This is a genomic window from Idiomarina sp. UBA4520, assembly GCF_002388365.1.
Lineage (GTDB): Bacteria > Pseudomonadota > Gammaproteobacteria > Enterobacterales > Alteromonadaceae > Idiomarina > Idiomarina zobellii.
The window spans coordinates 287,931-314,803 of record NZ_DGMK01000011.1 but is presented as its reverse complement, the minus strand read 5'-3'; the positions used below and the strand labels follow the sequence as shown (position 1 = coordinate 314,803).

Annotated in this window: 30 protein-coding genes and 1 other RNA gene; 23 read left to right on the top strand and 8 right to left on the bottom strand. The window is 47.0% G+C overall.

The genetic code is table 11. From position 1 onward, the window contains the following. The first annotated feature begins 39 nt into the window (after positions 1–39). Genes radA through B3850_RS05225 form a run of 4 tightly spaced genes read left to right on the top strand, consistent with a single transcriptional unit; the run spans position 40 to position 3,952 of the window. Entirely contained in the window at positions 40–1,404 is a 1,365-nt protein-coding gene (radA, locus tag B3850_RS05240; protein WP_286911486.1) for a DNA repair protein RadA, read from the top strand. Further along, positions 1,394–2,212 carry an ABC transporter substrate-binding protein gene (locus B3850_RS05235; protein WP_286875103.1) on the top strand — a complete coding sequence of 273 codons (819 nt, stop codon included), beginning with the start codon at positions 1,394–1,396 and terminating at the stop codon, positions 2,210–2,212. Before radA ends, B3850_RS05235 begins: the two co-directional genes overlap by 11 nt. Continuing rightward, on the top strand, positions 2,205–3,197 hold the full coding sequence (locus B3850_RS05230; protein WP_286875105.1) for a FecCD family ABC transporter permease: 993 nt from the start codon (positions 2,205–2,207) through the stop codon (positions 3,195–3,197). The genes B3850_RS05235 and B3850_RS05230 overlap by 8 nt, the downstream gene beginning before the upstream one ends. Positions 3,198–3,202: 5 nt before the next feature. Continuing rightward, the gene (locus B3850_RS05225) at positions 3,203–3,952 is read left to right on the top strand and encodes an ABC transporter ATP-binding protein (protein WP_286875107.1); all 750 of its coding nucleotides are present in this window, start codon (positions 3,203–3,205) and stop codon (positions 3,950–3,952) included. Positions 3,953–3,958: 6 nt separating this feature from the next. Here B3850_RS05225 and ettA read toward each other — a convergent pair whose 3' ends face one another. Next, a complete protein-coding gene (gene ettA, locus B3850_RS05220; RefSeq protein ID WP_053952615.1) occupies positions 3,959–5,623 on the bottom strand; it encodes an energy-dependent translational throttle protein EttA in 1,665 nt (554 codons plus the stop codon). Between the two features lie 159 nt (positions 5,624–5,782). Between ettA and glyA the strand changes: the two genes are divergently transcribed. From glyA to ribBA, 4 genes are read left to right on the top strand one after another with little or no spacing between them, the layout of a single operon-like run. Beyond that, positions 5,783–7,039 carry a serine hydroxymethyltransferase gene (glyA, locus tag B3850_RS05215; protein ID WP_053952614.1) on the top strand — a complete coding sequence of 419 codons (1,257 nt, stop codon included), beginning with the start codon at positions 5,783–5,785 and terminating at the stop codon, positions 7,037–7,039. Positions 7,040–7,090: 51 nt separating this feature from the next. Beyond that, positions 7,091–7,540: a transcriptional regulator NrdR gene (nrdR, locus tag B3850_RS05210; RefSeq protein WP_053952613.1), complete on the top strand. Its 450-nt coding sequence runs from the start codon at positions 7,091–7,093 to the stop codon at positions 7,538–7,540. Continuing rightward, the gene (gene ribD, locus B3850_RS05205; RefSeq protein ID WP_286911485.1) at positions 7,533–8,663 is read left to right on the top strand and encodes a bifunctional diaminohydroxyphosphoribosylaminopyrimidine deaminase/5-amino-6-(5-phosphoribosylamino)uracil reductase RibD; all 1,131 of its coding nucleotides are present in this window, start codon (positions 7,533–7,535) and stop codon (positions 8,661–8,663) included. The genes nrdR and ribD overlap by 8 nt, the downstream gene beginning before the upstream one ends. An 11-nt stretch (positions 8,664–8,674) precedes the next feature. Further along, positions 8,675–9,790, top strand: coding sequence for a bifunctional 3,4-dihydroxy-2-butanone-4-phosphate synthase/GTP cyclohydrolase II (ribBA, locus tag B3850_RS05200; RefSeq protein ID WP_053952611.1), 1,116 nt, complete (start codon positions 8,675–8,677; stop codon positions 9,788–9,790). Here ribBA and B3850_RS05195 read toward each other — a convergent pair. The 4 genes from B3850_RS05195 to B3850_RS05180 are packed head-to-tail and all read right to left on the bottom strand — an operon-like array spanning position 9,771 to position 13,144. After that, entirely contained in the window at positions 9,771–10,676 is a 906-nt protein-coding gene (locus B3850_RS05195; protein WP_286911484.1) for a ketopantoate reductase family protein, read from the bottom strand. The two genes, ribBA and B3850_RS05195, sit on opposite strands and share 20 nt — an antisense overlap. Next, positions 10,666–12,006 (bottom strand): AmpG family muropeptide MFS transporter, encoded by a 1,341-nt coding sequence (locus B3850_RS05190; RefSeq protein WP_286875123.1) that lies wholly within the window; start codon positions 12,004–12,006, stop codon positions 10,666–10,668. The genes B3850_RS05195 and B3850_RS05190 overlap by 11 nt, the downstream gene beginning before the upstream one ends. Further along, the gene (locus B3850_RS05185) at positions 12,006–12,596 is read right to left on the bottom strand and encodes a peptidylprolyl isomerase (RefSeq protein WP_273268801.1); all 591 of its coding nucleotides are present in this window, start codon (positions 12,594–12,596) and stop codon (positions 12,006–12,008) included. The genes B3850_RS05190 and B3850_RS05185 overlap by 1 nt, the downstream gene beginning before the upstream one ends. Then, on the bottom strand, positions 12,596–13,144 hold the full coding sequence (locus tag B3850_RS05180; RefSeq protein ID WP_286875129.1) for a YajG family lipoprotein: 549 nt from the start codon (positions 13,142–13,144) through the stop codon (positions 12,596–12,598). The genes B3850_RS05185 and B3850_RS05180 overlap by 1 nt, the downstream gene beginning before the upstream one ends. Positions 13,145–13,273: 129 nt before the next feature. On the opposite strand from B3850_RS05180, the gene B3850_RS05175 reads away from it, so the two are divergent. The 3 genes from B3850_RS05175 (at position 13,274) to ffs (ending at position 15,301) form a co-directional block, all read left to right on the top strand. Then, entirely contained in the window at positions 13,274–14,362 is a 1,089-nt protein-coding gene (locus tag B3850_RS05175; RefSeq protein WP_286911482.1) for a ketoacyl-ACP synthase III, read from the top strand. Between the two features lie 13 nt (positions 14,363–14,375). Next, positions 14,376–15,122, top strand: a complete 747-nt coding sequence (locus B3850_RS05170; protein ID WP_286875135.1) for an enoyl-CoA hydratase — start codon at positions 14,376–14,378, stop codon at positions 15,120–15,122. An 82-nt stretch (positions 15,123–15,204) separates the two neighbouring features. Then, positions 15,205–15,301: signal recognition particle sRNA small type (gene ffs / locus B3850_RS05165), an RNA gene on the top strand. Positions 15,302–15,322: 21 nt separating this feature from the next. On the opposite strand, the gene B3850_RS05160 is transcribed toward ffs, so the two are convergent. From B3850_RS05160 to priC, 3 genes are read right to left on the bottom strand one after another with little or no spacing between them, the layout of a single operon-like run. Beyond that, positions 15,323–15,598: a late competence development ComFB family protein gene (locus tag B3850_RS05160; RefSeq protein ID WP_058578725.1), complete on the bottom strand. Its 276-nt coding sequence runs from the start codon at positions 15,596–15,598 to the stop codon at positions 15,323–15,325. Continuing rightward, on the bottom strand, positions 15,588–16,553 hold the full coding sequence (locus B3850_RS05155) for a histone deacetylase family protein (protein WP_058578726.1): 966 nt from the start codon (positions 16,551–16,553) through the stop codon (positions 15,588–15,590). Before B3850_RS05155 ends, B3850_RS05160 begins: the two co-directional genes overlap by 11 nt. Next, positions 16,540–17,070 (bottom strand): primosomal replication protein PriC, encoded by a 531-nt coding sequence (priC, locus tag B3850_RS05150; protein ID WP_058578727.1) that lies wholly within the window; start codon positions 17,068–17,070, stop codon positions 16,540–16,542. Before priC ends, B3850_RS05155 begins: the two co-directional genes overlap by 14 nt. A 477-nt stretch (positions 17,071–17,547) precedes the next feature. Between priC and B3850_RS05145 the strand changes: the two genes are divergently transcribed. From B3850_RS05145 to recR, 12 genes are all read left to right on the top strand, one after another. Beyond that, positions 17,548–18,336, top strand: coding sequence for a DUF3450 domain-containing protein (locus B3850_RS05145; RefSeq protein ID WP_286911480.1), 789 nt, complete (start codon positions 17,548–17,550; stop codon positions 18,334–18,336). Beyond that, positions 18,333–19,700 carry a MotA/TolQ/ExbB proton channel family protein gene (locus tag B3850_RS05140; protein WP_286911479.1) on the top strand — a complete coding sequence of 456 codons (1,368 nt, stop codon included), beginning with the start codon at positions 18,333–18,335 and terminating at the stop codon, positions 19,698–19,700. The genes B3850_RS05145 and B3850_RS05140 overlap by 4 nt, the downstream gene beginning before the upstream one ends. 3 nt (positions 19,701–19,703) lie before the next feature. Further along, entirely contained in the window at positions 19,704–20,228 is a 525-nt protein-coding gene (locus B3850_RS05135) for a MotA/TolQ/ExbB proton channel family protein (RefSeq protein ID WP_053952600.1), read from the top strand. A gap of 12 nt (positions 20,229–20,240) precedes the next feature. Then, a complete protein-coding gene (locus B3850_RS05130) occupies positions 20,241–20,642 on the top strand; it encodes an ExbD/TolR family protein (RefSeq protein ID WP_053952599.1) in 402 nt (133 codons plus the stop codon). Position 20,643: 1 nt separating this feature from the next. Continuing rightward, positions 20,644–21,255: an energy transducer TonB gene (locus B3850_RS05125; protein WP_286873312.1), complete on the top strand. Its 612-nt coding sequence runs from the start codon at positions 20,644–20,646 to the stop codon at positions 21,253–21,255. A 3-nt stretch (positions 21,256–21,258) separates the two neighbouring features. Beyond that, entirely contained in the window at positions 21,259–22,551 is a 1,293-nt protein-coding gene (locus tag B3850_RS05120) for a hypothetical protein (protein ID WP_286911478.1), read from the top strand. A gap of 133 nt (positions 22,552–22,684) precedes the next feature. Then, positions 22,685–22,807 (top strand): hypothetical protein, encoded by a 123-nt coding sequence (locus B3850_RS05115; RefSeq protein WP_286873318.1) that lies wholly within the window; start codon positions 22,685–22,687, stop codon positions 22,805–22,807. A gap of 39 nt (positions 22,808–22,846) precedes the next feature. After that, a complete protein-coding gene (locus B3850_RS05110) occupies positions 22,847–23,224 on the top strand; it encodes a response regulator (protein ID WP_286873320.1) in 378 nt (125 codons plus the stop codon). A 17-nt stretch (positions 23,225–23,241) separates the two neighbouring features. Further along, the gene (locus B3850_RS05105; protein ID WP_286911477.1) at positions 23,242–23,775 is read left to right on the top strand and encodes an adenine phosphoribosyltransferase; all 534 of its coding nucleotides are present in this window, start codon (positions 23,242–23,244) and stop codon (positions 23,773–23,775) included. Positions 23,776–23,796: 21 nt separating this feature from the next. Further along, positions 23,797–25,860 (top strand): DNA polymerase III subunit gamma/tau, encoded by a 2,064-nt coding sequence (dnaX, locus tag B3850_RS05100; RefSeq protein ID WP_286873325.1) that lies wholly within the window; start codon positions 23,797–23,799, stop codon positions 25,858–25,860. 29 nt (positions 25,861–25,889) lie between these two features. Beyond that, a complete protein-coding gene (locus B3850_RS05095; RefSeq protein ID WP_053952593.1) occupies positions 25,890–26,216 on the top strand; it encodes a YbaB/EbfC family nucleoid-associated protein in 327 nt (108 codons plus the stop codon). A 15-nt stretch (positions 26,217–26,231) separates the two neighbouring features. After that, positions 26,232–26,837: a recombination mediator RecR gene (gene recR, locus B3850_RS05090; RefSeq protein WP_273267140.1), complete on the top strand. Its 606-nt coding sequence runs from the start codon at positions 26,232–26,234 to the stop codon at positions 26,835–26,837. The last annotated feature ends 36 nt before the right edge of the window (positions 26,838–26,873 follow it).

The window sequence follows — 26,873 nt, the reverse complement described above, 5'->3', positions numbered from 1 at the left end:
TCTTGAATATTACCTCATATTAAAACGAGAAGCAGATTAATGGCAAAAGCAAAAATGGCATATGTGTGCAGCGACTGTGGCGCGGACTTCCCGCGCTGGCTAGGACAGTGCACAGAATGTAAAGCATGGAATACCTTAACCGAAGTTCGGCTGGCATCAAAGTCGGCTTCACCTGCCGTTGCCCGTCAGGGGTTTGCCGGTATGACCGAAAGCAAAGTGCAAACGCTCAGCGAGGTTGACCTGCAGGAAGTTCCACGCTTTAGCTCAGGCTTTAAAGAGTTCGATCGGGTGCTGGGTGGTGGTGTCGTGCCCGGCTCAGCTATTTTAATTGGAGGTTCTCCCGGCGCTGGTAAGAGTACACTGTTGCTGCAAACGCTTTGTCAGCTGGCCGAAAAAATGCCTGCTTTGTACGTGACGGGGGAAGAATCATTACAACAGGTCGCTATGCGAGCGCAACGCCTAAACTTGCCGACAGATAAATTACGGATGCTGTCGGAAACCTCGGTTGAAACGATTTGCCAGCTGGCTGACAAAGAAAAGCCTGCCATTATGGTTATCGATTCAATACAGGTTATGCATTTGGCGGACATTCAGTCGGCGCCAGGCAGCGTGTCTCAGGTGCGGGAAGCGGCAGCTTACTTAACGCGTTACGCAAAGCAAAAGAATGTCGCCATTATTATGGTCGGGCACGTGACCAAAGAAGGCTCTCTGGCAGGCCCTAAAGTACTGGAGCACTGTATTGACTGTTCAGTTATTTTAGATGGCTCTTCAGATTCTCGTTATCGAACCTTGCGCGGCACGAAAAACCGTTTTGGCGCAGTGAATGAGCTTGGGGTTTTTGCCATGACAGGCGGTGGTTTAAAAGAGGTATCGAATCCGTCGGCGATATTCCTGCAACGTGCTGAAGAACAAGGCAACGGCTCTGTAGTCATGGTGGTTTGGGAAGGCACCCGACCTTTACTGGTGGAAATACAGGCGTTGGTCGATTACTCCGCTCTGGCGAACCCGCGTCGGGTTGCCGTAGGCCTGGAAGCAACTCGCTTGGCGTTATTGCTTGCTGTTTTGCATCGTCATGGAGGCTTACAAGTGTCCGATCAAGATGTTTTCGTTAATGTGGTTGGTGGGGTGAAAGTGGCAGAAACCTCAGCCGATTTAGCCTTGTTGCTAGCCATTGTGTCGAGTTTCAAAGGAGACCCGTTGCCGAGAGAGTTAGTTGCTTTCGGCGAAGTTGGTTTAGCCGGCGAAATTCGTCCTGTGCCAAATGGGCTGGAGCGATTAAATGAAGCCGCGAAGCATGGCTTCAAAAAAGCCGTGGTGCCTATTGCCAATAAACCTAAAACAGCACCGGAAGGCATGGAAATTATTGGTGTTAAAAATCTGCAGCAGGCACTCGATGTCATTTAAACTGACAGCCATAGCTGTACTTTTTTGGGCACTAACAGTTTTGGCACTAACAGCGCCTGTTCAAGCAAAGGAAAGTGCGCGCTGGGTGTCGTTAAATCAATGTATTGATATTGCTCTGGCACGATGGAGTGAACGACAGGAGCTTGTTGGTATCACGCGCCTGCATGACGCAAACGAGTTGACGGGTGTGGCAAGACATAATGGAACGCTGGAGAGCATACTGGCGCTAAAACCGACAAAAGTTTTTGCAACGGAGTTTAATCAGCCCAGACTGGTTAAAGCGCTAAAAGGTTACGTGGATGTTGTGGTGCTGCCGCAACCGAGAAACTGGGAGGCTTATGAGCAGTGGTTGAGTATTATGGCCAACCAAACGGGTTATCCAAGAAAGGTAGAGCAACATAAAGCGGAATTACAGCGTTCTCTCATTGCGCAAGCCGGGAGCCAGTCTGCAATAGTGATTATGCCTAATCAATACAGTTGGGGTCAGGGGAGCTGGACCGACACGCTATTCAAAAAAATGGGCTGGAAAAACTTGGCAGCAACGGCCGGTTATGACTTAGTATCGGTCGATCTCGAGCAGTTAATAACCTGGCGACCTGGCATTGTCATTATGGAAGGATTCACTGAAGATGCGGCGACGGCAGACTTCGCACTGGCTAATATTTGGCGACATCACCCTGTGGTGCGAAAGTGGATATCGGAACAAAACAAAGTTCAGTTTATTCCTCACGAGACATCGTCTTGCCCCGTAGTGAATGCGAATGCTTATGTCGAAGCGCTTGGCCATAGGAGAGAAAACATTGACTAGTATCGTCAAATGGGTGTTAGCGCTTACTCTCGTGATTATCGCTCTCTCCGCGTGGCATTTGTCGCAAGGCAGTAGTGGCTTAACGCTATGGGACTGGTGGCGAACCGATGCATTATCGGCTTATCAGCAGGCCATATTGGCTGATATTCGTTTACCAAGACTGGTTCTTGCAGTAGTCAATGGTGCGGTGCTTGGACTGGCTGGCGCTGCCATGCAGCTTTTGCTCAGAAACCCGCTCGCAGAGCCCGGACTTACTGGAGTCTCATCCGGGGCAGCGTTAACGACGGTCGCTGTGCTTTATTTTGGTTTGTTGCCAACGTTTTCCTGGCTTTTACCCTTTATCGCATTGGCCGGCGGCTTAGCCGCTATCGTTGTCGTGGTGGTAATGGCGGGAAATTATGCCGATGTGAACCGGGTCATTTTAGCCGGTGTGGCTATTTCCTCTTTGGCAGGAGCTATTATGGCATTGCTGCTGTACCTGGCGCCCAACCCTTTCGCGTTTCAGGAATGGAGCCAGTGGACCCTTGGAAGCCTTGCAAACCGGGGCTGGTCACATGTGAATTTAATGCTGCCTTTTGCTTTAATCGGCGCAGTATTGGTGTTAACTCAGTCTCGCTTTTTGACGGCGTTAACCTTTTCCGAAGAAACCGTCGTTAGCATGGGTTATAGCTATCCGACAAGGCGTAACTTAGTACTTATAGCCGTTGCATTACTGGCAGGTAGTAGCGTAGTCAGCGTTGGAATTATTGGTTTTGTGGGGCTGTTGGCACCGCATCTGGTGAGATTAGTCGGGCTTAATCACCCCAAACAAGTTCTGTCGATGAGCGCCTTGGCTGGAGCTGTACTGGTGCTCTCTATCGATATTTTTGTGCGCCTTATTAGTGTTGGTCGGGAACTGCCATTAGGTGTGGTTGCGGCAGTTATTGGGGCTCCTTTACTTATTGCTTTACTGGTTAGACAGAAATCTCGGCAGGCGGTGAGGTAGACACAATGCTCACAATAGAAAATGGCAGCCTTAAAGGTGTGACTCGCCCGCGCTTAAATAACATTACACTCTCTATCGACAGCGGTAAATTGGTGGGCCTAATAGGCCCTAATGGTGCCGGTAAAAGCTCATTACTTAAAGCCATAGCCAGCATTGAAACAGCATCAGGACGTTTTTCCTGGAATCAGCAGTTGTTGTCAGCTATGAAGGACACTGAGCGCGCCAATACACTGTCATACATGGCTCAAGATGACATCCCCCAATGGGATATGACGATGGCGGATATCATCGATATTGGTCTGCTCAAAAGGCGTATATCTCGTTCAGAGCGGCAACGGCGTATCGACAACGTGTGTGCAACGCTTAACCTGTCGGAGTTTAACGGACATTCTATTCAGCGTTTGTCGCGTGGTGAACTACAAAGGGTGCTACTTGCTCGGGCGTTAGTCGCTGAACCAGAGCTTTTACTCTGCGACGAACCGACTAATGCGCTGGATATTTATCACCAGCTCAATGTTTTACAATTGCTGAAAAAACAAAGCGAGCAGGGAAGGTTAGTGATCATGGCTATTCACGATATTCCGCAGGCGGCTGAGTATTGTGATGAATTGATTTTACTGGATAAGGGTGAATTGGTTTGTCACGGACAACCATTTGAAGTGCTGACAAAAGCCAACCTGGCGGAGACCTTTGGGGTGCATGCAGACTGGATTTGCAATAAAAGGGGCGTGGCCTGGCAGCCTCGCCCCTTATAAAGGCTGTTAGCCGATAGGCTTATACTTAATACGGTGTGGCTCCATTGCCTGCTCACCGAATTTTTCTTTCATGTAAGCTTCGTAGTCGCTGTAGTTACCTTCGTAGAAGACCACTTCGCCTTCATCACGGTAATCCAGAATATGGGTAGCGATACGGTCAAGGAACCAACGGTCGTGCGAGATAACCATGACGGATCCCGGGAATTCCAGAATGGCTTCCTCAAGTGCGCGCAAGGTTTCAACGTCTAAGTCGTTGGTTGGCTCATCGAGCAACAGTACGTTGCCGCCGGCTTTTAACAGCTTCGCTAAATGCACCCGGTTACGTTCACCACCAGACAATTCGCCAATACGTTTTTGCTGGTCGGTACCACGGAAGTTAAAGCGGCCAACATAGGCGCGACCATTAACCTCGAAGTTACCAATTTTAAGAATGTCATTACCGTCGGTAATTTCTTCAAAAACAGTCTTGCTGTCGTCCATGCTGTCACGGAACTGATCAACACTGGCCAGTTGCACGGTTTCACCTAATTCGATAGAGCCGCTGTCCGGCTTTTCTTCGCCGCTGATCATGCGGAATAAGGTGGATTTACCCGCACCGTTAGGACCAATAATACCGACAATGGCACCTTTAGGAACATTGAAGCTTAGGTTATCGATAAGCTGGCGCTTCTCGTAAGCTTTGCTAATACCATTAACTTCAATGACTTTGTCACCCAAACGAGGACCTGGCGGAATAAACAACTCGTTGGTCTCGTTGCGCTTCTGATAGTCACCACTTTGCAGCTCTTCAAAGCGGTTAAGACGCGCTTTGCTTTTCGCCTGACGGCCTTTCGGATTAGTACGTACCCACTCAAGCTCTTGTTTAATGGTGCGCTGACGAGCTTTTTCTGAACGCTCTTCCTGCTCCAGACGTTTCTCTTTCTGTTCCAGCCAAGAGGAGTAGTTACCTTCCCACGGAATACCATAGCCCCGGTCAAGTTCAAGGATCCAACCAGCAACGTTATCAAGGAAATAACGATCGTGGGTAATGGCAACGACGGTACCCGTGTAATCGTGCAGGAAGCGTTCTAACCAAGCAACAGATTCAGCGTCTAAATGGTTTGTCGGTTCGTCGAGAAGGAGCATATCGGGCTTCGATAACAGTAAGCGGCAGATAGCCACACGACGGCGTTCACCACCTGACAAGTTGCCTATTTTGGCATCCCACTCAGGTAAGCGCAGTGCATCGGCTGCACGCTCCAGAATATTGTCGATGTTGTGACCATCTTTTGCCTGTAGTAAAGCTTCTAGTTCGCCTTGCTCTTTTGAGAGTGCGTCAAAGTCAGCATTTTCGTCAGCGTAAGCCGCGTAAATTTCATCGAGCTTAGCGAAGGCCTCTTTAACGTCCGCCACCGCTTCTTCAACGGTTTCTTTCACCGTTTTATTTTCGTCCAGCTCTGGCTCCTGAGGCAGGTAGCCAATTTGAGTTCCCGATAAAGCGCGAGCTTCACCTTCATACTCTTTATCAACCCCGGCCATAATACGAAGTAAGGTTGACTTACCGGCGCCGTTTAAACCTAAAACGCCAATTTTGGCACCCGGGAAAAATGACAAAGAAATGTCTTTTAATATGGTCTTCTTAGGCGGAACAACTTTGCTCACCTGAGACATTGAATAGATATATTGCGCCATAGCGACGTAAAATCCTTCCTATCAACAAAAAAGTTACTGCATAGTTTACTGTTATTTACGAACATCCCCAAACTTTGTTGCGCTGAACTAGGCACTCATTTGTGTTTTAAGGTAAAATACCCGACAAATTAAGACCATTTAACGATTTGGAGAGCTGTAATGCTGAAATCTGAGATGAACATTGCCGACTTTGATGCGGACTTATGGCAAGCGATGCAAGGCGAAGTTGAGCGTCAGGAACAACACATTGAACTGATAGCATCTGAAAACTACACCAGTCCGCGAGTCATGCAAGCGCAAGGGTCTCAGCTGACAAATAAGTACGCAGAAGGCTATCCGCACAAGCGTTATTATGGTGGCTGTGAGTTTGTCGATAAAGTCGAAGACTTGGCTATTGAGCGTGCAAAAGAGTTATTCGGTGCAAAATACGCAAACGTGCAACCGCATTCTGGTTCACAAGCAAACACTGCGGCTTTTATGGCATTAATGGAAGCGGGCGATACTTTCTTAGGCATGAGCCTGGCTCACGGTGGCCACTTAACTCACGGCTCTGGTGTTAACTTCTCTGGTAAATTGTACAACGCAGTGTCTTACGGTCTGGATGAAAGCACTGGCGAAATAGACTACGCCGAAGTTGAAAAGCTGGCGCAAGAACATAAGCCGAAAGTGATTGTTGCTGGTTTCTCAGCATACTCTGGTATTGTTGACTGGAAAAAATTCCGTGAAATTGCCGATAAAGTAGACGCTTATTTAATGGTCGATATGGCGCATGTAGCGGGCTTAATTGCTGCGGGTGAATATCCAAACCCAGTGCCTTATGCGCATGTTGTTACAACGACCACGCACAAAACTCTTGCGGGTCCGCGTGGTGGCTTGATCATTTCAGGTAGTGACGATGAGAAACTGCACAAGAAGCTGAACAGTGCCGTATTCCCGGGTAACCAGGGTGGCCCTTTATGTCATGTTATTGCTGGTAAAGCGGTCGCATTCCAGGAAGCCTTACAGCCTGAATTTAAAGCGTACCAACAACAAGTGTTAAAAAATGCGAACGTAATGGTCAAAGCAATGCAGTCTCGTGGCTATAAGATTGTTTCTAACGGCACGCAGAACCATTTATTCCTGGTTGACCTAATTGACAAAGACATTACGGGTAAAGACGCCGATGCGGCTTTAGGCGATGCATTTATTACGGTTAATAAGAATGCGGTTCCGAATGATCCACGTTCACCTTTTGTGACATCTGGTTTGCGTTTAGGTACACCTGCAATTACCCGTCGTGGCTTTAAAGAAGCCGAAGCTGAGCAGGTAGCCAACTGGATTTGCGATGTTTTGGACGATATTTCTAACGAAAGCAAAATTGCAGAAGTGCGTGAACAAGTAAAAGCGTTGTGCGCTAACTTTCCGGTATACGGATAATTACGCACTGTCGTTAAACGAGTCGTAAAGCGCACTTAAAGGAGTCAGGCAATGCATTGTCCATTTTGTGGCACACAAGACACCAAGGTTATTGATTCGCGCTTAGTTGCGGATGGCGCCTCGGTGCGTCGCCGGCGTGAGTGTAATCATTGCAAGGAGCGCTTTACGACCTTTGAAACGGCTGAGCTCATTATGCCGCGGGTTATTAAAACCGATGGCTCGAGAGAACCGTTCAATGAAGATAAGCTCCGCAATGGCCTGTTAAGAGCACTCGAAAAGCGCCCAGTCAGTCTGGAGCTTATGGAACAGGCTATCAATAAAATTAAATCGAGTATCAGAGCGACCGGCGAGCGCGAAATTACCAGCAACTTCATTGGTGGGTTAGTTATGGAAAACCTTAAGCAAATCGATAAAGTGGCCTACGTCAGGTTTGCGTCTGTTTACCGTTCGTTCGAAGATATTCGAGAGTTTGGCGAAGAAATCGCTCGTCTGAATGATTAAGCCGTCACAGTTAAAAATTGATCATGAAATGATGCACCGTGCGATAGAACTCGCGCGCCGCGGTATCATGACAACACGTCCGAACCCTGCGGTTGGTTGCGTGATCAGTAAGAACAATACAATTATTGGTGAAGGCTGGCATCAGCAGGCAGGCGAACCTCATGCGGAAATTCATGCCTTAAAGCAAGCAGGTGCCGAAGCGCAAGGTGCAACCGCCTATGTGACTTTAGAGCCCTGCAGCCATATGGGGCGCACTCCGCCCTGTGCAGATGCACTGGTTGATGCGGGCGTTGCCCGGGTTGTTGTTGCCATGCACGATCCTAACCCACGAGTCAGCGGTAACGGTATCAAGCGCTTGCATGAAGCGGATATTGACGTTTTGGTGGGCGTTTTGGAAAAGTCAGCAGAACAGCTGAATCCAGGTTTCTTGTCGAGAATGCGGCATCAACGTCCGTTTGTGACCGTTAAAATGGCGTCGTCACTGGATGGGAAAACAGCGCTGTCCGATGGCCGAAGCCAGTGGATAACCGGTCCTCATGCCCGGTCTGATGTACAGTATTGGCGGGCGCAGTCAGACGCTATTCTTACTGGTGCCGATACTGTTTTGAAAGACAATCCTATGCTGACCGTTCGCGAAAGCCAGTGGCCGAAAACACGGGCCCTGCCTGAACCGTTAAAACAGCCCATACGTATTATTATCGACAGCCAAAACCGAGTGACTGATGACGCTAAAATCTTTGAGTCATCCGCACCGGTATGGTTAGTCAGATGCGAGCCGGGAAAACCGAGCCGCCATGCCCATTGCCACGAGGTTATAATTGATGAAGCAGACAGCGGAAAAGTTGAGCTGAGCGCTTTGATGGCTGAGCTGGCTAAACGGGAAGTGAACCAAGTTTGGACTGAGTGTGGTGCTTCGTTGGCCGCTGCGCTGATAGAAAACGGTTATTGCGATCGCCTTATGATGTACTCTTCGGGGCAGTTATTGGGTGATGCGGCACGTTCGCTATTTGATATTGAAGAACCAAAAAGTTTGGATAAAGCGGTACGTTTTAAGGTAACGGACCGCCGTCAGGTGGGTGATGACCAGCGGGTTATCGCGGTACCGCAACTCATAAAAGGATAAGGTTAAGCGTTATGTCATTGCATAGCACAGAAGAAATTATTGAAGACATCCGTCAGGGCAAAATGGTGATTCTGATGGACGATGAAGATCGCGAGAACGAAGGCGATCTCATTATTGCCGCTGAATGTGCGACACCAGAAGCCATCAACTTTATGGCCCGATACGGCCGTGGACTTATTTGCTTAACCTTAACTGAAGAGCGTTGTCAGCAGCTGAACTTACCGCTGATGGTGGACAAAAATAACGCGCCTTATGCAACCAATTTCACCGTTTCTATTGAAGCGGCAGAGGGCGTTACAACAGGGATTTCGGCAGCCGACCGCGCGAAGACTGTGCTAGATGCTGTGAAAAAGGATGCTAAGCCTGAAGACTTAGTTATGCCGGGACACATATTCCCATTAAAAGCAAAATCGGGCGGTGTATTAAATCGCGCCGGGCATACCGAAGCGGGCTGCGACTTGGCACGCTTAGCAGGGTTTGAGCCTGCTTCTGTTATTGTGGAAGTGCTGAATGAAGACGGTACTATGGCACGCCGCCCAGACTTGGAAGCTTTTGCGAAACAGCATGATATAAAAGTTGGCACAATCGCGGACTTAATCGAGTACCGCTCGACTCAGGAAAAAACGATTAAACGTGTTGCTGAGTGCTCATTACCGACAGCCTTTGGTGAATTTCATCTGGTCACTTATCAGGACACAATCGATAAACAAGTGCATCAGGCACTTGTGCATGGTGACATAGCGGAAGACAAAGTGACGAATGTGCGTGTGCATTTACAGGATACTTTCCATGATACGTTCTTAACGGACAGAGCCGCCAAGCGCAGTTGGCCAATTCAGAAAGCAATGTCTTACATTGCCGAGAATGACGGTGTTTTAGTGATTATTGGCCGCCAGCAAACGCCAGAAGATATTATTGCTCAGGTAAAAGAGTTTGAGGCGCAAGATCACGGTGAACATAAGCCAACGGCGTCGGCTTCAAATGCGTCACGTAATGTGGGCTTAGGCTCACAAATATTGGCGGATTTAAATATTCATAAAATGCGCCTGATGAGCTCACCGAAGCGTTACTCTGCGCTGTCCGGCTTTGGCTTAGAGGTGGTCGATTTTATTGAGGATAAAGACTGACAAAGTCTTTCATGAGCTTTTCGTGAGCCGGCACTTGTAAGCCGGCTTTTTTTGCTTTTTTGATAATGTAACCCGTTAGGTAGTTAATTTCAGTACGGCGATTATGACGTATATCTTGTCTCATTGATGACTCATTATTTCGGGTTTCACCAGCGACTCTTAGTATTTCCTCGTAAACACTCTTGGCATCTAAACTGACCTGTTCGACGCGAGCAACACAGACCGCTTCGTTGACCAACGATTGAATAACTTCCTGCCATTCAGCCTTAAGCAGCGCGCCATTGTTACACTGATGAATGGCGGTTAACGGGTTTATTACGCAATTAATTAAAAGCTTTGACCAACGGCGGGTCTGAATATCGCTTTCAAAAAGAATGGGCTTAAAACTCTTTGCTAAAATCGCCTCGAAGTCTGCCTTATTTTCTTTCCTTTGAAGCCAGCTTCGACCTTTCCCACGGTGCTCAATGACAATATGTGTTGGCTCTTGAGCAAACTTCACCGCACCATGGGTGGTCACTAGGTGATAAATATTCAATGAGGTTAGTGAGTTAGGCAGCTCAAGCATACCATTGTGACTCAGAATTATTGGCATGTCTTTGTCAAAGCCGGGAATTGCAGTGATACTTTCCAAAGCATTTACGACATCAAAGGCTTTTACAGCAACAATAAACACCGAATCTTTGACCAACTGACATTCCTGTGTCGGCAAAAAAGGTAATGTATAAGTGCTGCTGATTGCACCTTCTTTCAGAGTTAATTGGCCGTGTTCAGATTCTGTTTTTCGAGTTAAAACCGAGCATTGCTGCTTAGCTTCAAGCAAGTGGCAGGCGATGAGTCCACTAATAGCACCAGGACCTAATACATACCAATGGTAGTCAGTTTGCATCTCTTGCTTCCTCAAGCTTTTTCAGCGGTTTACGAATAAACCAAAGGAAACAAAGGCTGGGAATAACCATTATCGCCGTTAAAACGAAAAATAGCGCCCAGTTACCATTCATTGTATCGACTAACACACCGCTGTACGACGCCAACACAGTTTTTCCCAGAGTCCCTAGTGACGCCATGAGTGCATACTGTGTTGCCGTGAATGTTCGGTTGCAAAGCAAGCTAATGAACGCAACAAAAGCCACAGTGGACCAGGCACTGGTAAAGCCATCAATAAGAACGGCACTTAAGAACAAATTGGTGTCGGGGCCGACAAGCGCAATCCAGGAAAACATTAGGTTTGAAGCGGACATGGCTAAGCCGCCAATAATCAGTCCTTTCACAATGCCTAGTCTTAGGTTTACGACACTACCTAACACTGCAAAGACAATAGTAACCCACCAGGTTACAAGCTTGGAATAGGTGCCAATTTCTGTGTTGGTAAAGCCAATTTCTTTATAGAACACAATAGACATGCGGCCTAAAAAGGCTTCACCAATTTTGAACAAGAAAATAAATGCTAAAAGTGACAACGCGAGTTTTATGCCGTTTCGCGTGAAAAACTCAGCAATAGGTGAAACAACGGTGTGCTTTATGCGCTCTTTGAAAAAGCTGAACCAATTCGATACAGGTTCGGCTGTCTCTGAAACGGCGGTATAAGTCGTGCGGCGAACAAGCAGTACAACCGCGGCCAAAAATAGCATGATGCAACCAAGCCCGAAATAGGCGTGTTGCCAACTCCAGCTAACGCCGTCAACAATAAAAAAGGGCAAGGCACCCAGGCCACTGTAACCCGTCCACCAACCGGCGGTAGCCATGGCAGCACCAGCGCTCTGTAAGCGACCCTCGGTTTCAGAAAACGATTCGATGCGGTAAGCATCAATAGCAATATCTTGCGTGGCCGAGCTAATAGCAATGGCTAATGCTGTTAAGCCTGCTATGTGCAGGTTATCGGTTATATTGAGGCTTGCTAACGAAAAGCATCCAACAGCAATGGCTATTTGACATAAGAATATCCAACTACGTCGCTGTCCCAACCATTTGGTGAGTACAGGAAGCTTTACGTTGTCAATAAGTGGTGACCACAGGAAGTTAATGGAGTAGGCTCCGAAAACGGCGCCGAAATAACCAATTACGGAACGCGTTAAGCCTTCCTCCTGCAGCCAGGCTGATAGCGCTGAACCAATCATGACCCATGGAAAGCCACTGGCAATACCGAGTATGAAAATAACCCAGACACGCGACTGCTTATAGACGTCCATGTCCTGCCAAAAGGGGATACGCTTTTCCATTAACTTTGTGGCACTATCTCAATTCGCTTCAGGACCGGCGGATTTTCAGGAACATCTCGCCAACCAGTTGCATCATCAAAGGGTTTTGACTCGAGCTTTGCCATTTTTTCCAGTACATCTAAGCCTTCAACAATACGTCCAAAGACAGTGTAGCCCCAGTCGCCTTTCTCAGGGTTCAGAGATGTGTTGTCGTTGAGGTTAAAGAAGAACTGGCGGGTCGCAGTGTGTGGGCCTCGCTCGCGAGCCATTGCAATAGTACCGTATTCATTTAATAGACCATTGCCTGATTCATTGACGACTTTCTCAAACGTGGGCTTTTCCTGAAAGTCTTTATCGTAGCCACCACCTTGAATTACAAAGTCGGGAACGAGGCGGTGAAAAACCGTCTCATTGTATTGTGCTTTCTTTACATAGCGAAAAAAGTTTTTAATGGTTAACGGCGCTGCTTCACGATTCAATTCGACGGTAATATTTCCCATCGACGTGACCATTTTTACTCGCGGGAACGGGTTATCTGGCTGTATTTCCGAACTGGCCGGAGCGACAAATGAAATGGCCAGTAAGCTTGTTAATAAAATCCAAAACTTCATCAGTAAACCTCTCTCTCACTTAAGCGGAGTTTAGGGTCGTTAGCTATATCATTCAATACATTATTCAACAGGCTACGAAACTGACGTTCAATAGTTGCCTGAGCTGGTTTCAAAGCACCGCTAGATTGCGCTTTGCCTGTATAAAAGTTGCTGTAACGGCGGTTATCTCTAACCGCTTCCACTCGTATGCGGACATGATGTTCTAATTCGTATTTCAACGCACTGGTTTTTGCATCAATTAACGCTTTTTCTATGGATACATACCATTTTAACCCTTGCCCGCTCGGCGCACTGTCGGTTAATGGAGTCAGTGCATCCTGGACGATTTTGGTCAGCGGTTGTTGGGGCGGTGCAAATGTCGCTTTGTCGTCGTCCTTTTTGTGTCGATATAGATACGAGTATGTTCGCGTATCGACGACTTCAAGCTGGTTCACTTTTATCGAAAAAGTGTCATTGACTGGCGTGGTGCTGATAATAAGCGGGTCTGGTTGGCTTGAGCAGGCCGCTACTAATGGAGTTAAAATAAGTATCAGAATAAAACGAAGCATAACCGTTATCCTTTTTCCTCAGATACATTCACCTGACAAATATTCGTGCTATGATACGAGCAAATACTGCCGTCTCGACGTAGCTTAGCACGCAGACAGCATTTACTGACAGAAGTAAAAGGTTTTGCCGTGACAAAATATGCAGAAATCACGGGTTGGGGAAAATGCCTTCCGCCGGCCATTATGACAAACGATGATCTTGCCACTTTCCTGGAAACCTCTGACGAATGGATTGTTTCGAGAACGGGTATCTCGGAGCGACGCGTGAGTCACGTGGGCACTTCGGAATTGGCCACGGTCGCTGCACGCAATGCATTGGCTGCGGCGGACTTAGATCCGAATGAAATTGATTTGATTATTGTCGGCACCTGTACTGCAGATGAAATTATTCCGAATGTGGCGTCTGCTGTGCAGCAGCGTATTGGCGCTAAAAATGCTGCTGCTTTTGACCTTAACGCGGCTTGTAGTAGCTTTTTATATGCCATGCATTTCGCGACCCAGTCGATAAAAACGGGTGCGCACAGCAAAGTCTTACTGATAGGCGCAGAGTGTCTAACACGAATTCTAGACTGGACGAAGCGAGAAAGTGCGGTTCTTTTCGGTGATGGAGCCGGTGCTATGGTGCTGGAAGCCTCGGACAATGAGGTTGGACTGTTGGCGAGTCACGTAAGTTGTGATGCTGACGCTCGTGATGTGCTGAGCCTTGATTTTGGTCTTAATTTCGACCGCTTTAACTTCGACGGCATTATGCAGTTTGACTTTGTTGGTCAGGAAATTTTCAAGCGAGCGGTTAAAGGTATGAGTGCCGCTGTGGAGAACGTTTTTGAACAAACCGGCATGACAACGGAAGATATCGATGCACTTATTCCGCATCAGGCGAATAAACGCTTAATCGACTTCCTGGGCAAAATGTGTAAAGTGCCGAGTGAGAAAACTGTTATCAATATTCAGAAGTACGGCAATACCTCTTCCGCAACACTTCCTATCGCTTTTGCTGAAGCGGCCGATAACGGCATTATTAAGCCTGGTGATAGCATTATGTCAGCGGTATTCGGCGGCGGCTTGACTTGTGGGGCAGGGCTGATTAAATGGGGTGATCGAGTAACCCCTAAAAAGCCAAACCAAATGGAACTGCCTGCGGGTGATAAAAGTGCATTGGATATTATTGTACCCATGCATGAAGCAACGGCCAAAGCCTGGAAAAAGCGAGAACAATAAAAGGATAGGTTTGATGTCTGAACAACCGGTAATAATAACTAAGGATAATGGCGTTGTTAGAATTCGCCTGAACCGTCCGGAAAAGAAAAACGCTTTTACTCAAGACATGTATACCTTATGTGAAAAAGCGTTGAAGCAAGCCAATGATGATACTTCGATTAATGCCGTTGTTTTTGAAAGCGAAGGTGACAGTTTTTCAGCCGGTAATGATTTAAACGACTTTCTGGCAATTGAAAACCTGGATGAATCAGCACCACCATTTCGTTTTCTGCATACCCTGAATAAAGTGGAAGTGCCGGTCGTTGCAGCCGTTAATGGCTTAGCGATTGGTATAGGAACGACACTGCTATTGCACTGTGACATTGTTATTAGTAGCAATGAGGCTGTTTATGCGTTGCCATTCGTGCAGTTAGGTCTTTTACCTGAAGCCGGCTCAAGCTTATTGCTGCCGCAAATTTGTGGTTATCAAAAAGCTGCTGAGTTGTTGTTATTGGGAGACAACTTTGATGCGCAAACAGCTTTAGATTTGGGGTTCGTGAACCATGTTGTTTCAGTAGAGCAGCTGGCGGGTAAGGTTGAGGAAGTACTCAATAAATTAAGAGCTCAATCTGGCCAGTCTTTGCGGGTGTCGAAGAAGTTACTCAAGCACCCGGTTGAATCAACCGCTGCACGCATAAGCCGTGAAGCTGAATATTTCGCCAAAGCGTTAAGCTCTCCTGAGGCAAAACAGGCCATTGCCCGTAAACTGCAGAAAAAGTAAGCGAAAGGTACTTGTCGGGTTGTGTCCCTAAGGCAAGTGCGTCATAATGCGCCTGCTTTGAATAAAGCATCAATGGTGACTCTGCGGGTCCCCCCGCAACACTAACCAGCGAACCCGGTCAGGCCCGGAAGGGAGCAGCCGTAGTTGGGGATGTGTGTGCCGGGGTGTGGCTGGTAGAGTCGCCACCCAACTTCCTAGCGTTAATCGTTTTCGTCTCTCTTTCTATTTTTCAAAAACTCCAGGGCTTCTGTAATTGCCTTGTGAACCTGCATTTCCATATCAAGTCTTTTTGACGGTGGAAGGAAAAACGCCATGTCCACTTCATGTCGAATATAACGGGGCGGCAGTTGATTCAAGACCAGGCAGCATAAATCAGCCAGGAATTCTTGCTCATACTGTTTATCGAGCTCCAACTCTTCAATGCGATCGACAACTAAACGTTCATAATAATTGTGAATATCATCATCAAACTTCATCTTCTGAACTCCTTACTACGCTTCTTAACTCGAAATTATTTTCAGTATAGACATAATACGCGGCTCTGAGTAATTGAGCGTGTCCACGAACTAAGCGTTCTAAATTTCTCTGATAACCACCACCAATGACAGCTGCTACAGGAATGTCATTTTGTCGACAAAATGAAAGTACCGTCATGTCACGCTGAAACAGGCCGTTTAAACTAATGTGAAAGTGACCCAGCTCATCTTTTGTGTAGATATCCACGCCTGCATCGTAAAGGATGACATCAGGCTTTACGTTCTTCGCAATGAAACTAAGTGCATGTTGCAAGGCTTGAAGGTAACTTTTATCAGCCGTTCCCTTGGGTAACGGAACATCCAAATCCGATAATGATTTTGAGAATGGAAAGTTCTTCTCGCCATGAATTGAGCACGTAAATACCCGTGAGTCATTTTGAAAGAGGGTGGCTGTGCCGTCGCCCTGATGCACATCTGTGTCTAACACCGCTATTTTTAAATGAGGATACTGTAAAAGTAACTGGTGACAGGCAATTGCCAAGTCGTTGATTAAACAGAAGCCACTTCCCCAGTCATGGTGAGCGTGGTGGTACCCACCTGAAAAGTGGATAGCAATGGATGAACTTAACGCCATTTGTAGCGCCCGTACGGTACCTCCGGCAGACGTTAATGACCGAGTCAGTAACTGTTCTGACCAGGGAAACCCTATTCTGCGCCATTCGGCTTTTTCAAAGTTGTTGGTTTTTAATTTTTCTATATAGGAAGAGCAGTGCGTTTGTGCGACTTGTTCCCATGTCAGCGTGACAGGCCTTTGCCACTGGTCTTTCTGAGCGCCGCGACGAACGGCCCAGTCGTGTAGTAAACGGTATTTCTCGATTGGGTAACGGTGTCGCTCCGGTAGTTCAAGCTGACTGTATATCGGCGAATAGATGAAAGGGATATTAACCTTCGTCATGGTGCTGAATTTGTCGCTCTAATTGAACAATAGCCATTTGACAGCGGTTCAAGCGCTTTTGAGCGATTTGAACGGCTTCTTGTGAACCTGTGCTTTGTGCCTGAGAGAGGTTTTCCGTTAAACGGCGCTCGTAGTCCCGGTAAGTGACTAACTTCTCGTGAAGCTGCTGGTAATGGCTGGCTCTAATCTCCCGTTGCTCCTCAGCCTGCTCGGGTAGCTTTCCTGAACGTAGCGCTGTTGCTAAGGCTTCTATTTGTGCGCTGAGTTTTTCTGCCAAAAAGCGTTGAGACTCTTCTCTTTTAGCGGCCAAAAGTTGTGCTAACAAACGCTTTGTTTCTTCGACATAGTCCCGGGCTATGGATGAGCGGGTATGAAATAGTGAAAGGCTGAACCATTGTTCAGTCACTTTTTTTGATTGGCGCCTATTTTGCTCATCAATATGTTGGGCTTGCTCGGTAAACTCATTGAGTAAGCGCTCAATATGTTGAATTGAAGTTAAGTCATTTATCGGTCTCATAGTTCCATAATAAAAGAATTTATTCCTTATGACACGGGAGAATCAGAAAAATAGCTTAAGTCATTACATATAGCCTAAAAAATTACTTGTATAAAAAACGTTGAAATTTATAAGCTAGTGTTGTTCGTGGATCAAAAAGTGATACTATTCAAAACAGGAGTAGTAGCCAAGAATAGGTAGTTTCTGCTGAATGTGAGGCTATGAAATGGTTTGACGACAGGACGTTGTCATAAAATCTGGAGATTGTACGAGTCCAGATCCGTGTTCTACAGTATAGAATTGAAGCGATAGCTATAGCGCGGTTAACTCAGGTTGACTTGGTTGACAGCGTATAGTCATCGTGGGAATATTCTTGGTTATTGTCGCTTTTGTCGACAATACTATAAACCGTAGAACGAGATCTTTTCGTCATTCAAACAACTGGTGTTTCGCGCCTTAGGCGTTGAAGCGGAAGTTAAGTCAAATTGGTTGGGAACTATGACCAAAGTAATCAAAAGAACCAAACTCGCTGCAACCCTGATGGGTGTGATGGCGTTTGCTGGCACCGGCGTTGCCGCTGCACAGCAAGTCGATGTAGCTAAGCTACAAAACGAAGAGAAAAAGATTCTTGAAGCGGACGCTCAATCTCAAGAGAAAGTGAACTCTCTGTTTGAGCAAAGCCAGGATCTTCTTATCGAGTATCGCTCAGTTGTCGCTGAGTACGAGAACTTGAAAGTTTACAACGACCACGTTCAGCGCTTGGTTAATGACCAGGAAGCAACGTTAGCCTCTTTGCAGAAGCAAATTGATGGCATCGAACGTACTAAGCAGGGCGTTGTTCCTCTTATGTACGAAATGATCGATGCGTTAGAGCAATTTGTGAAGTTGGATATTCCAATTCACCGCGAGAAGCGTATGGAGCGTGTTGAGCGTCTGCGCGACATTATGGACAGCGCAAACGTTTCAACGTCTGAGCAATTCCGTCAAATCATTGAAGCGTACCAGACAGAAATGGACTACGGTTCAGGCTTGATTTCTTACCAAGGCAACTTGGAAGTAGACGGTAAAGAAGTAGCTGTAGACTTTTTCCACATGGGTCGTGTTGCATTCCTGGCACAGTCTCTCGATTTGAGAAACGCTTGGATTTACAACAACGAAACTGATGAGTGGACTGCTTTGGAAGACGAGTTTATCCGTCCTCTGACCCAAGCGATTCGTATGTCACGTAAGCAAACAGCTTACGATCTGGTGAAACTTCCAGTATTCGCAGCGGAGAGTGCAGAATGAATAAATTAGTAAAATCGTTAATGATTGCAGCAGCAGTCACCCTTTCTGCCGGTACGACTCTCGCTGCACAAGCTCAGGATACATCTGAAGCTAAGAACCTTGACGAGCTGTTACAGCTAGTTGAGAAAAACCGTGTTTCTTCTCGTGAATTAAATGCTGAGCGTGAGCGCGAGTTCACAGCAGCGCGTGCTGACAAGCAAGCAATGCTAAACCGTGCTAAGCAGCAGTTACAAGACGAGAAAGCACGTGGTAAACGTTTGCAGAATGAATTTTCTGAAAACGAAGTTAACCTAGCGAACAAAGAACAAGAGCTTGAGAACGCAAAAGGTACTCTGGGCGAAATGTTCGGTGTTGTTCGTGGTGCGGCAACCGAAACTATCGGTCGTATTGCAACTTCAATTATCAGTGCTCAGTACCCAGGTCGTGAAGACGTTCTGGAAAGCTTATCTGAAGCAAAAGAGCTTCCAACTCTGGAAGAGTTAGAAGAGCTTTGGCAAGCACTTCTTACAGAAATGGTTCAGTCAGGTAAAGTGGTTAAGTTTGAAACTGACGTAACTTTGCTTGATGGCGGTACTGAAACGCGCGAAGTGGTTCGTTTAGGTACTTTCAACCTTCTTTCTGGTGACCAATATCTGGTTTATAACGACACGACTGAACAAGTTCAGCCGTTAGGTCGTCAACCAGAAGGTGGTGCTACAGGACAAGCGCAAGACTTTGTGAACACTGAAAGTGGTTACGAAGGTGTTTTCCTTGACCCATCTAAAGGTCAGATTCTTGGTCTGTTAACTCAGAAGAAAACTTTAATTGAGCGTTATCACCAAGGTGGTACAGTGGGTTATGTTATTACCGCTGTATTAATCATCGGTCTATTAATTTCTCTGTTCAAGCTGATTACGCTGACAGGCGCTGCTGGCAAAATCCGTTCGCAGTTGAAAAATCCTGGCAGCCCGAAAGACAGCAACGCTTTAGGGCGTATCCTGAAAGTGTATCAAGAGAACAAGAATGCCGATCCTGAAAACTTAGAACTAAAACTGGACGAAGCTATTTTGCGCGAAACTCCGAAAATCGACAGTGGCATAAACGTCATCAAGATCTTCGCAGCTATCGCACCATTGCTTGGTCTATTAGGTACAGTTGTTGGTATGATTGGTACGTTCCAGTCAATCACACTGTTCGGTACCGGTGATCCGAAGATCATGGCAGGCGATATCTCAATGGCGTTGGTAACAACAGCTATGGGTCTTATCGCGGCTATTCCATTGATTTTGGCTCACAGTATTGTGGCATCTCGCGCTAAGTCTATCGTTCACATTCTGGACGAACAGGCAGCGGGAATCGTAGCTGCGCACTCGGAGAAGGAGTAACCCATGCTTTACCTGATGGAACTTTGGGAATCTATCAGGGATTTTCTGGCTACCGGTGGCGATGTATTGTTCATCGTCATGGGGGTGCTCTTTCTAATGTGGGTACTGATGATTGAGCGTTATTGGTACCTTACCGGCGCATTCCCTAAGCTTCGCAACGAAATTATTGCGAAGTGGGATGCCCGTAAGGACACCACCTCATGGTACGCCCATAGAATCCGTGAAGCATGGATTTCCGAAGCGAACGATAAACTGAATGCTCGTATTCTGTTAATTAAAACTTGTGTTGCCTTGTGTCCGTTAGTCGGACTGTTGGGGACTGTAACCGGTATGATTACGGTTTTCGAAATCATGGCAGTGCAAGGGACGGGTAATCCTCGTCTAATGGCATCGGGTATTTCGATGGCAACTATCCCAACGATGGCGGGTATGGTTGCAGCTTTATCCGGCATGTTTTTCGCAACTCGACTTGAAAGTAAGGTTCGTCGCGCGAAAGAAGGCCTGGTTGACAGTTTGCCACATCACTAAGAGAGTAAAACTATGGCACGTAATCGTAATCGAGAAGAAGAAGATGCGTCTATCGATATGACGCCGATGCTCGACATCGTCTTCATCATGTTGATCTTCTTTATCGTAACGACTTCATTCGTTAAAGAAGCTGGTATTCAGGTTAATAAACCTGAAGCTAATCAGGCGAACAAGGAGCCTTCAGCTAACATCTTTATCGCAATTCGTGATACTGGTGAAATCTGGATGGATAAACGCCAAGTCGACGTTAAACGCGTTGCTGCAAACTTAGAACGTATGCTAGCAGAGCAACCTACCGACTTAGTGGTTATTCAGGCAGATAAAGAAGCTGAACATGGTCGCGTCGTTGAAGTCATGGACCAAATTAAGGAAGCGGGTATCGATAAGATATCCATAGCAGCGGAGACTAACTAATATGGTGCGCTTTTTAGTATCTTTACTACTAGGTGCGGCCGTTACGTTTGCTTTGTTTGCTTTTATGGCTTACTTAATCGGTGGGGGGGCGAAAAGTAATGAAGCTCCGCCCCCAACACCGGTCATTGACATCGTAACGTCGCCACCTGAGTCTGACGTACAAGAGCGTCGGCGTACTCCGCCGCCGCCACCGCCGCCACCAGAGCAGCCGCCAGAAACACCACAGTCTGAGCCTGATACCTCAGACTCAAGCCTAAACATGAACATGGGCTTTGATGTGGATGTCGGTGGAGCTGACACCGGTCTTTCCGGTCCTGGCGGAGGTCTGAGCAGCGATGGTGATGCAACGCCTATCGTTCGTATCGAACCACGCTACCCACCTCAAGCGGCTCGTAATGGTACGGAAGGTTGGGTTCAACTACGGTTCACTATCGATCAACAAGGTGGTGTGACTGACGTTGAAGTCATTGACTCTGAACCTCGTCGAGTATTTGACCGTGAAGCTCGTCGCGCATTGTTGCGCTGGAAGTACAAGCCGAAAATCATTGACGGCAAACCTGTTCGTCAGGAAGGTATGACCGTCCAGCTCGACTTTACAATGGATGGGAACTAAGAAATGAAATATTTATCGAAAACATTTGTTAGTGCCCTGGCTTTTGTTTCGGTTATGTCGATGACCACGGTCCAGGCTTCGGCCCAGGACCTTGGCTTCAACATTCCGGACAAAGAGACCGTTGAGGCGCAGAAAAAAGCTCGCGACAATAAAGCGGCTTCGCAAAGTATTGGTCGCGCTATTATGGATGCGTTCGAGCTTTACGAAGAAGAGCAAATTAAAGAAGCGATAGCGGTACTGGAAGAGCAGGAGCCAGATCCTGGCTACGACTCTGCGTATTTAGGTCGCTTCCTTGGTAACCTCTATGCTGCTGACGAGCGTATGGCGGATGCTTTGAGAGTCTTGAAAAGCTCGGTTGACCAAGATGTTTTAGGCTGGAGTGACCAAGCTGCAGCTATGAAACTTGTTGGCCAAATCAGCCTTCAGGAAGAAAAGTATGACCAGTCTATCGAGTACCTTCGTAAGTGGGTTCAGTTTACTGGCGAGAAAGATCCTAAAGTCTTCTTGTACATGGCGAATGCCTATTACCAGAAGAAGGAATTCGCTCAGATAATCCCATTTGCTGAAGCTGCGCTAGAGTATGGAGAGCCGGACAAAAACGTTTACACGTTAATGATGGCGTCTTACTACGAGCGTAAAATGTACTCGGATGCAATTGGCGTACTTGAGGAAGGCTTGAATAAGCTTCCTGAAGTGACTCAATGGTGGCCGCAGTTAGCACAGTTCTATATGCTGGAAGAGAACTTAGCGAAAGCTCTTCAAACCATAGAAGTTGCTTATTTAGCAGGATACCTGGATAAAGAAAGCCAATTTAAAATGTTGGTTCAACTTTATGATAACGAAGGTATTCCATATAAAGCAGCTACTACTATGGAAAAACATGTAGAAGCCGGCGATATCGAGCAAACGGCTAAGAATTTCGCAACCATAGCAAACAGCTATCACCGTGCGAAAACGCTAGACAAAGCGGTTGAGTGGTACCTTCGCGCAGCGGAAGCTGCGGAAGATGCTGATGACAAAGGTGAGTACTATCGTAAGCGCGGTAACATTATGTTGCTAAACGAACAGTACATTGCGGCAGCAGAGCCTTTGAAAAAAGCATTGGACTATTTAGACGGTCGTGACGAGGGTCGTGTTTATATGTCTTTAGCTGAAGCGTATTTCTATGGTGGTGACTACCGCCAGGCAATGAGATACGTTAACGAAGCAGCTAAATTCGACGGTCAACGTCGCAGTGCTCGTAGCTGGAAAGGTTATATTCAATCGACAGCGAAACGCAAAGGCATTGAATTATAATCTAACCTGATAGCTTCTTAGTTATCTGAAAAAACCCGACCTAATCAGGTCGGGTTTTTTATTGGCTGTTCTGCTTTTATCAGCTGTAAGGATCAAGTATGATCTGCCTCGACTTATTTAGGAGGTAGATGATATGTCATCAGAGTCGTTTAAAGAACCTGCAGGGTTCGGTTATTTGTTGTTCGCTATTGTCTTGTTTGTTGTCGCAGGCTGTTTGCCATTAGTACTGCGCCTAATACAAGTGTTATCTGCCTAATAGTCAAGCTTTAAAAGGCTTAAGGTGTAAGTGACAGTTATGTCCATTTCAATGCTTATTGTCGAAGATAAAGACAACACTCTTCAGGCAATTCGTAGAATGTTAGAGCCGTTAAAGCTCGACATTCAAACCGCCCAAGATGGGCTGGATGGTCTTAGTAAGGCCAAAAAAGATTACTACGATATTATTCTCATTGATCACAAGATGCCGGTCATGGACGGCCTCTTATTGTTGAAAAACTTGAGAGAACTCGAGAATTATAGAAATGCACCGTTACTCTTTATGTCGACTGACTCACTAGTTGAGGTAGAACCTAAAGCTCTGGCTGCCGGTGCGACGCAATGTTTATCTAAGCCGTTGGACGCAGAGTATTTAGTGGACTCTGTTCAGAATTGGTCAGCTAAAGCGGTTGCTTAACTAAAGAGCAAGGACTTATGGAAGAACGTCTAAAGGAAGTGAAAGACTCTATTGGCGCTATTCACAACTACCCGAAACCGGGAATTATTTTTCGAGATATTACTCCACTATTGCAAAACCATGATGCTTCTAAAAGCTGCATCGATGCATTCAAACTACGTTATGAAATGGCCGGAGTTACCCAGATAGCTGCTATAGAGGCTCGCGGCTTCCTGTTTGGATCTGCTCTTGCCTATGCAATGGGGTGTGGTGTTACTTTACTGAGAAAGCCCGGAAAGCTTCCAGGTAATATCGTCAGTCAAACTTACGCACTAGAATATGGTACTGATGAGCTACAAATGCACGAGAACGCTTTAACGAGCAACGATAAGGTTCTCATTATCGATGACTTATTGGCTACCGGCGGAACAGTTTTAGCGGCGGACAAGCTAATTCGTTCGACTGGGGCAACGGTTGAGGAAGCCGCTTTCGTTGTCTCTTTGCCGGAACTCGGTGGCGAAGATAAATTGCGGCAAGCGGGTGTTGCGTGCTATACCTTGTGTCAATTCTAAAAACTATAACCTGAGTTTCTTATGAGTTATCAAGTTCTGGCAAGAAAGTGGCGACCGTCTCAGTTCTCTGAGGTGGTTGGGCAGCAGCATGTATTGAAACCATTAGAACATGCGTTGCTTAAGCAAAGGCTTCACCATGCTTACCTCTTTTCCGGAACGCGCGGCGTTGGCAAAACCACAATAGCTCGAATTCTGGCTAAGGCTCTGAATTGCGATACGGGAGTGACTTCAACTCCATGCGGGCAATGTTCTTCTTGCCAGGAAATTGATCAGGGACGCTTTGTCGACTTGTTAGAAATTGATGCGGCGTCGCGAACAAAAGTAGAAGATACGCGAGAGCTCCTCGATAACGTCCAGTACCGTCCAACTCGGGGGCGTTACAAAGTGTACCTTATTGATGAGGTACACATGCTGTCGCGTCATAGCTTCAATGCACTTCTTAAAACCCTGGAAGAGCCACCGGAGCATGTTAAGTTCTTGCTGGCCACAACCGATCCGCAAAAACTACCGGTGACCGTACTTTCCCGTTGCTTACAATTTAATTTAAAAGCGCTTTCAAAAGAAGATATTGCCGGTCAGCTGCAGCATGTTTTGCAGCAGGAAGGTATTTCTGCGGACTCTACTTCACTTTCTTTACTTGCGAGGGCCGCAAAAGGCAGTATGCGAGATGCACTGAGCCTGACTGACCAAGCTATTGCTCAGGGCCATGGAGAAGTGCTGTTAGACAGTGTTCGGCAAATGCTGGGTAATGTACCCACCGCTGACATAGCTAGCCTGTTAAAAGATGTATTAAATAACGATGCGGCGTCGTTAATGCAACGTGTTGATACCATGGTTGCTGTTGTTCCTGATTTAAGCTCCGTGCTTGTCGAAATGCAGAATATGCTGCATCAGCTGGCTCTCATGCAGCAGCTACCTGATGCACAACAGGCATTTGATGACGCAGAAATAATAAAGCCGCTGTTGCGCCAAATGCCGGCGGAACTTATACAAGTATTTTATCGCATAGTGTTGGAAGGGCGGCGAGAGCAGCCTTATGCAGTGGATGCCAGAAGTGGTCTGGAAATGACTTTGCTTCGTTTATTGGCATTTCGACCTAAGGCAGGCCCTTTAACTGACGAAACAGATGGCGAAGAGACAAACGGCGAAGAAACACCTTTAGCCGCTGAATTGTCGAAACCAAATGAGCCTTCAGGCGCGCCAGAGCCAGAACTAAAACCAGAGTACCATGACGACCGGCCTACGCCGGAACAGCCTCCTGAAATCAATGAAGAGCCAGTGAGCTTTGGTAATACCGATGAATTTGCAGATTCATACGAACCAACTCCTGACATGGTGGAGAAATCGGAGCCACATAACCAGGTGGCGCAGCAATCGAACGACAATGTGCCTGAGCCAGAAGAAGCACCACAAGATCAGCCTTATGCATCGGGTCTTGATGACTTGCTGCAAATGCGGCAAGACTTAATGCAAAAAAAAAAGCCAGATGAAATAGCTTCTAAGGACTTTCGCGAAACCTCGCAGAAACAAGCACCTCGGGCACAGGCACCAGAGGCAACTAAGCTTGAAGAGTCTGAGCATGAGTCGGTCGTGTCTGCTGAAATCCCGCAAGGAAGTGCTGACACCTCTGGGCAGCCGCATTCTTCCGATGCAGCCCCGAGCAGCTACGACTACCCTGAAATTACCGATGAAATTAAGGATGCTGCTGACATTGACCGCTGGAGCGCCATGATAGCGGGCATGGATATTTCCGGTTTGGCTCGACAGGTGTTGCTGAACTCCGAATTACAGGACAACGAAGGGGATAACTGGACTATTTTAGTCAAGAGCGATCAACAGTCCCTTCTAAATAATGCGACAGAGCACGCGGTGAGAGAGTCTTTACAGGGACTCCTGGGAAGCCGCGCGGTGGTATCATTTGCCGTGGGTACACCGGCAAACCCCACGCCCCTTATGTTGCAGCAGCGTATCAATGAATATCGACATAAGCGTGCTTTAGAACGTTTGGAAAAAGATAATGGCGTTATGGAGTTGAAAAAACGCTTCGGCGCACAAATTGATGAAGAATCGGTGCAAGCGCTTTAACGTATTTAATTAATGATGAGGAAGTAAACATGTTTAAAGGCGGAATGGGAAATATGATGAAGCAGGCGCAGCAAATGCAAGAGCGCATGCAGCAAGCCCAGGATGAAATCGCAAATATGGAAGTCACCGGCGAAGCTGGTGCAGGCATGGTGAAAGTGACTATGCTGGGCAATCACAACGTGAAACGCGTTAGCATTGACCCAAGCCTGATGGACGACGACCAGGAAATGCTGGAAGACTTAGTTGCGGCAGCGACAAACGATGCAGTACGCCGCGTTGAAGAGACCAGCAAAGAGCGTATGTCTGAAATTACTGGCGGTATGGGTTTGCCTCCAGGCTTTAAAATGCCGTTTTAATTCGGAGTCAGTTTAATGAAGTTAAGCCCGGCTATCGAACAACTGGTGGAAAGCTTGAAGCGTTTGCCTGGTGTTGGGCAGAAAAGCGCACAGCGTATGGCTTTCCATTTACTGGAACGGGACAAGCCGGGTGCTTCACGGTTATCTGACTCTTTAAAACATGCCGTTGAAACCGTAGGACACTGTAATAGTTGTCGAACATTAACGGAAAATGACCTTTGCCCAATATGCCTCGATGAAAGACGTCGCGACAGTGGCGTGCTTTGCGTTGTGGAAACGCCGGCCGATGTTTTAGCCATCGAGCAAACGTCCCAGTTTAAGGGGCGCTACTTTGTTCTAATGGGCCATTTATCGCCGCTTGATGGTGTTGGGCCTTCCGATATTGGCTTAGATAAACTCGAGCAACAGCTTCAGTCGGACACTATCGAAGAAATCATACTTGCCACTAACCCCACCGTAGAAGGTGATGCGACAGCGCATTACATTGCGGACATGGCGGATCAGTACAACATTAACACGACTCGCATCGCTCACGGTGTTCCTGTAGGCGGTGAACTGGGTTACGTTGACCAAACAACTTTGGGTCACGCTTTTAGTGGCCGAAAACAATTCACTCGCTGACTTGAAAAGCCTGGTGTCATCCCCATTTTAAAACGA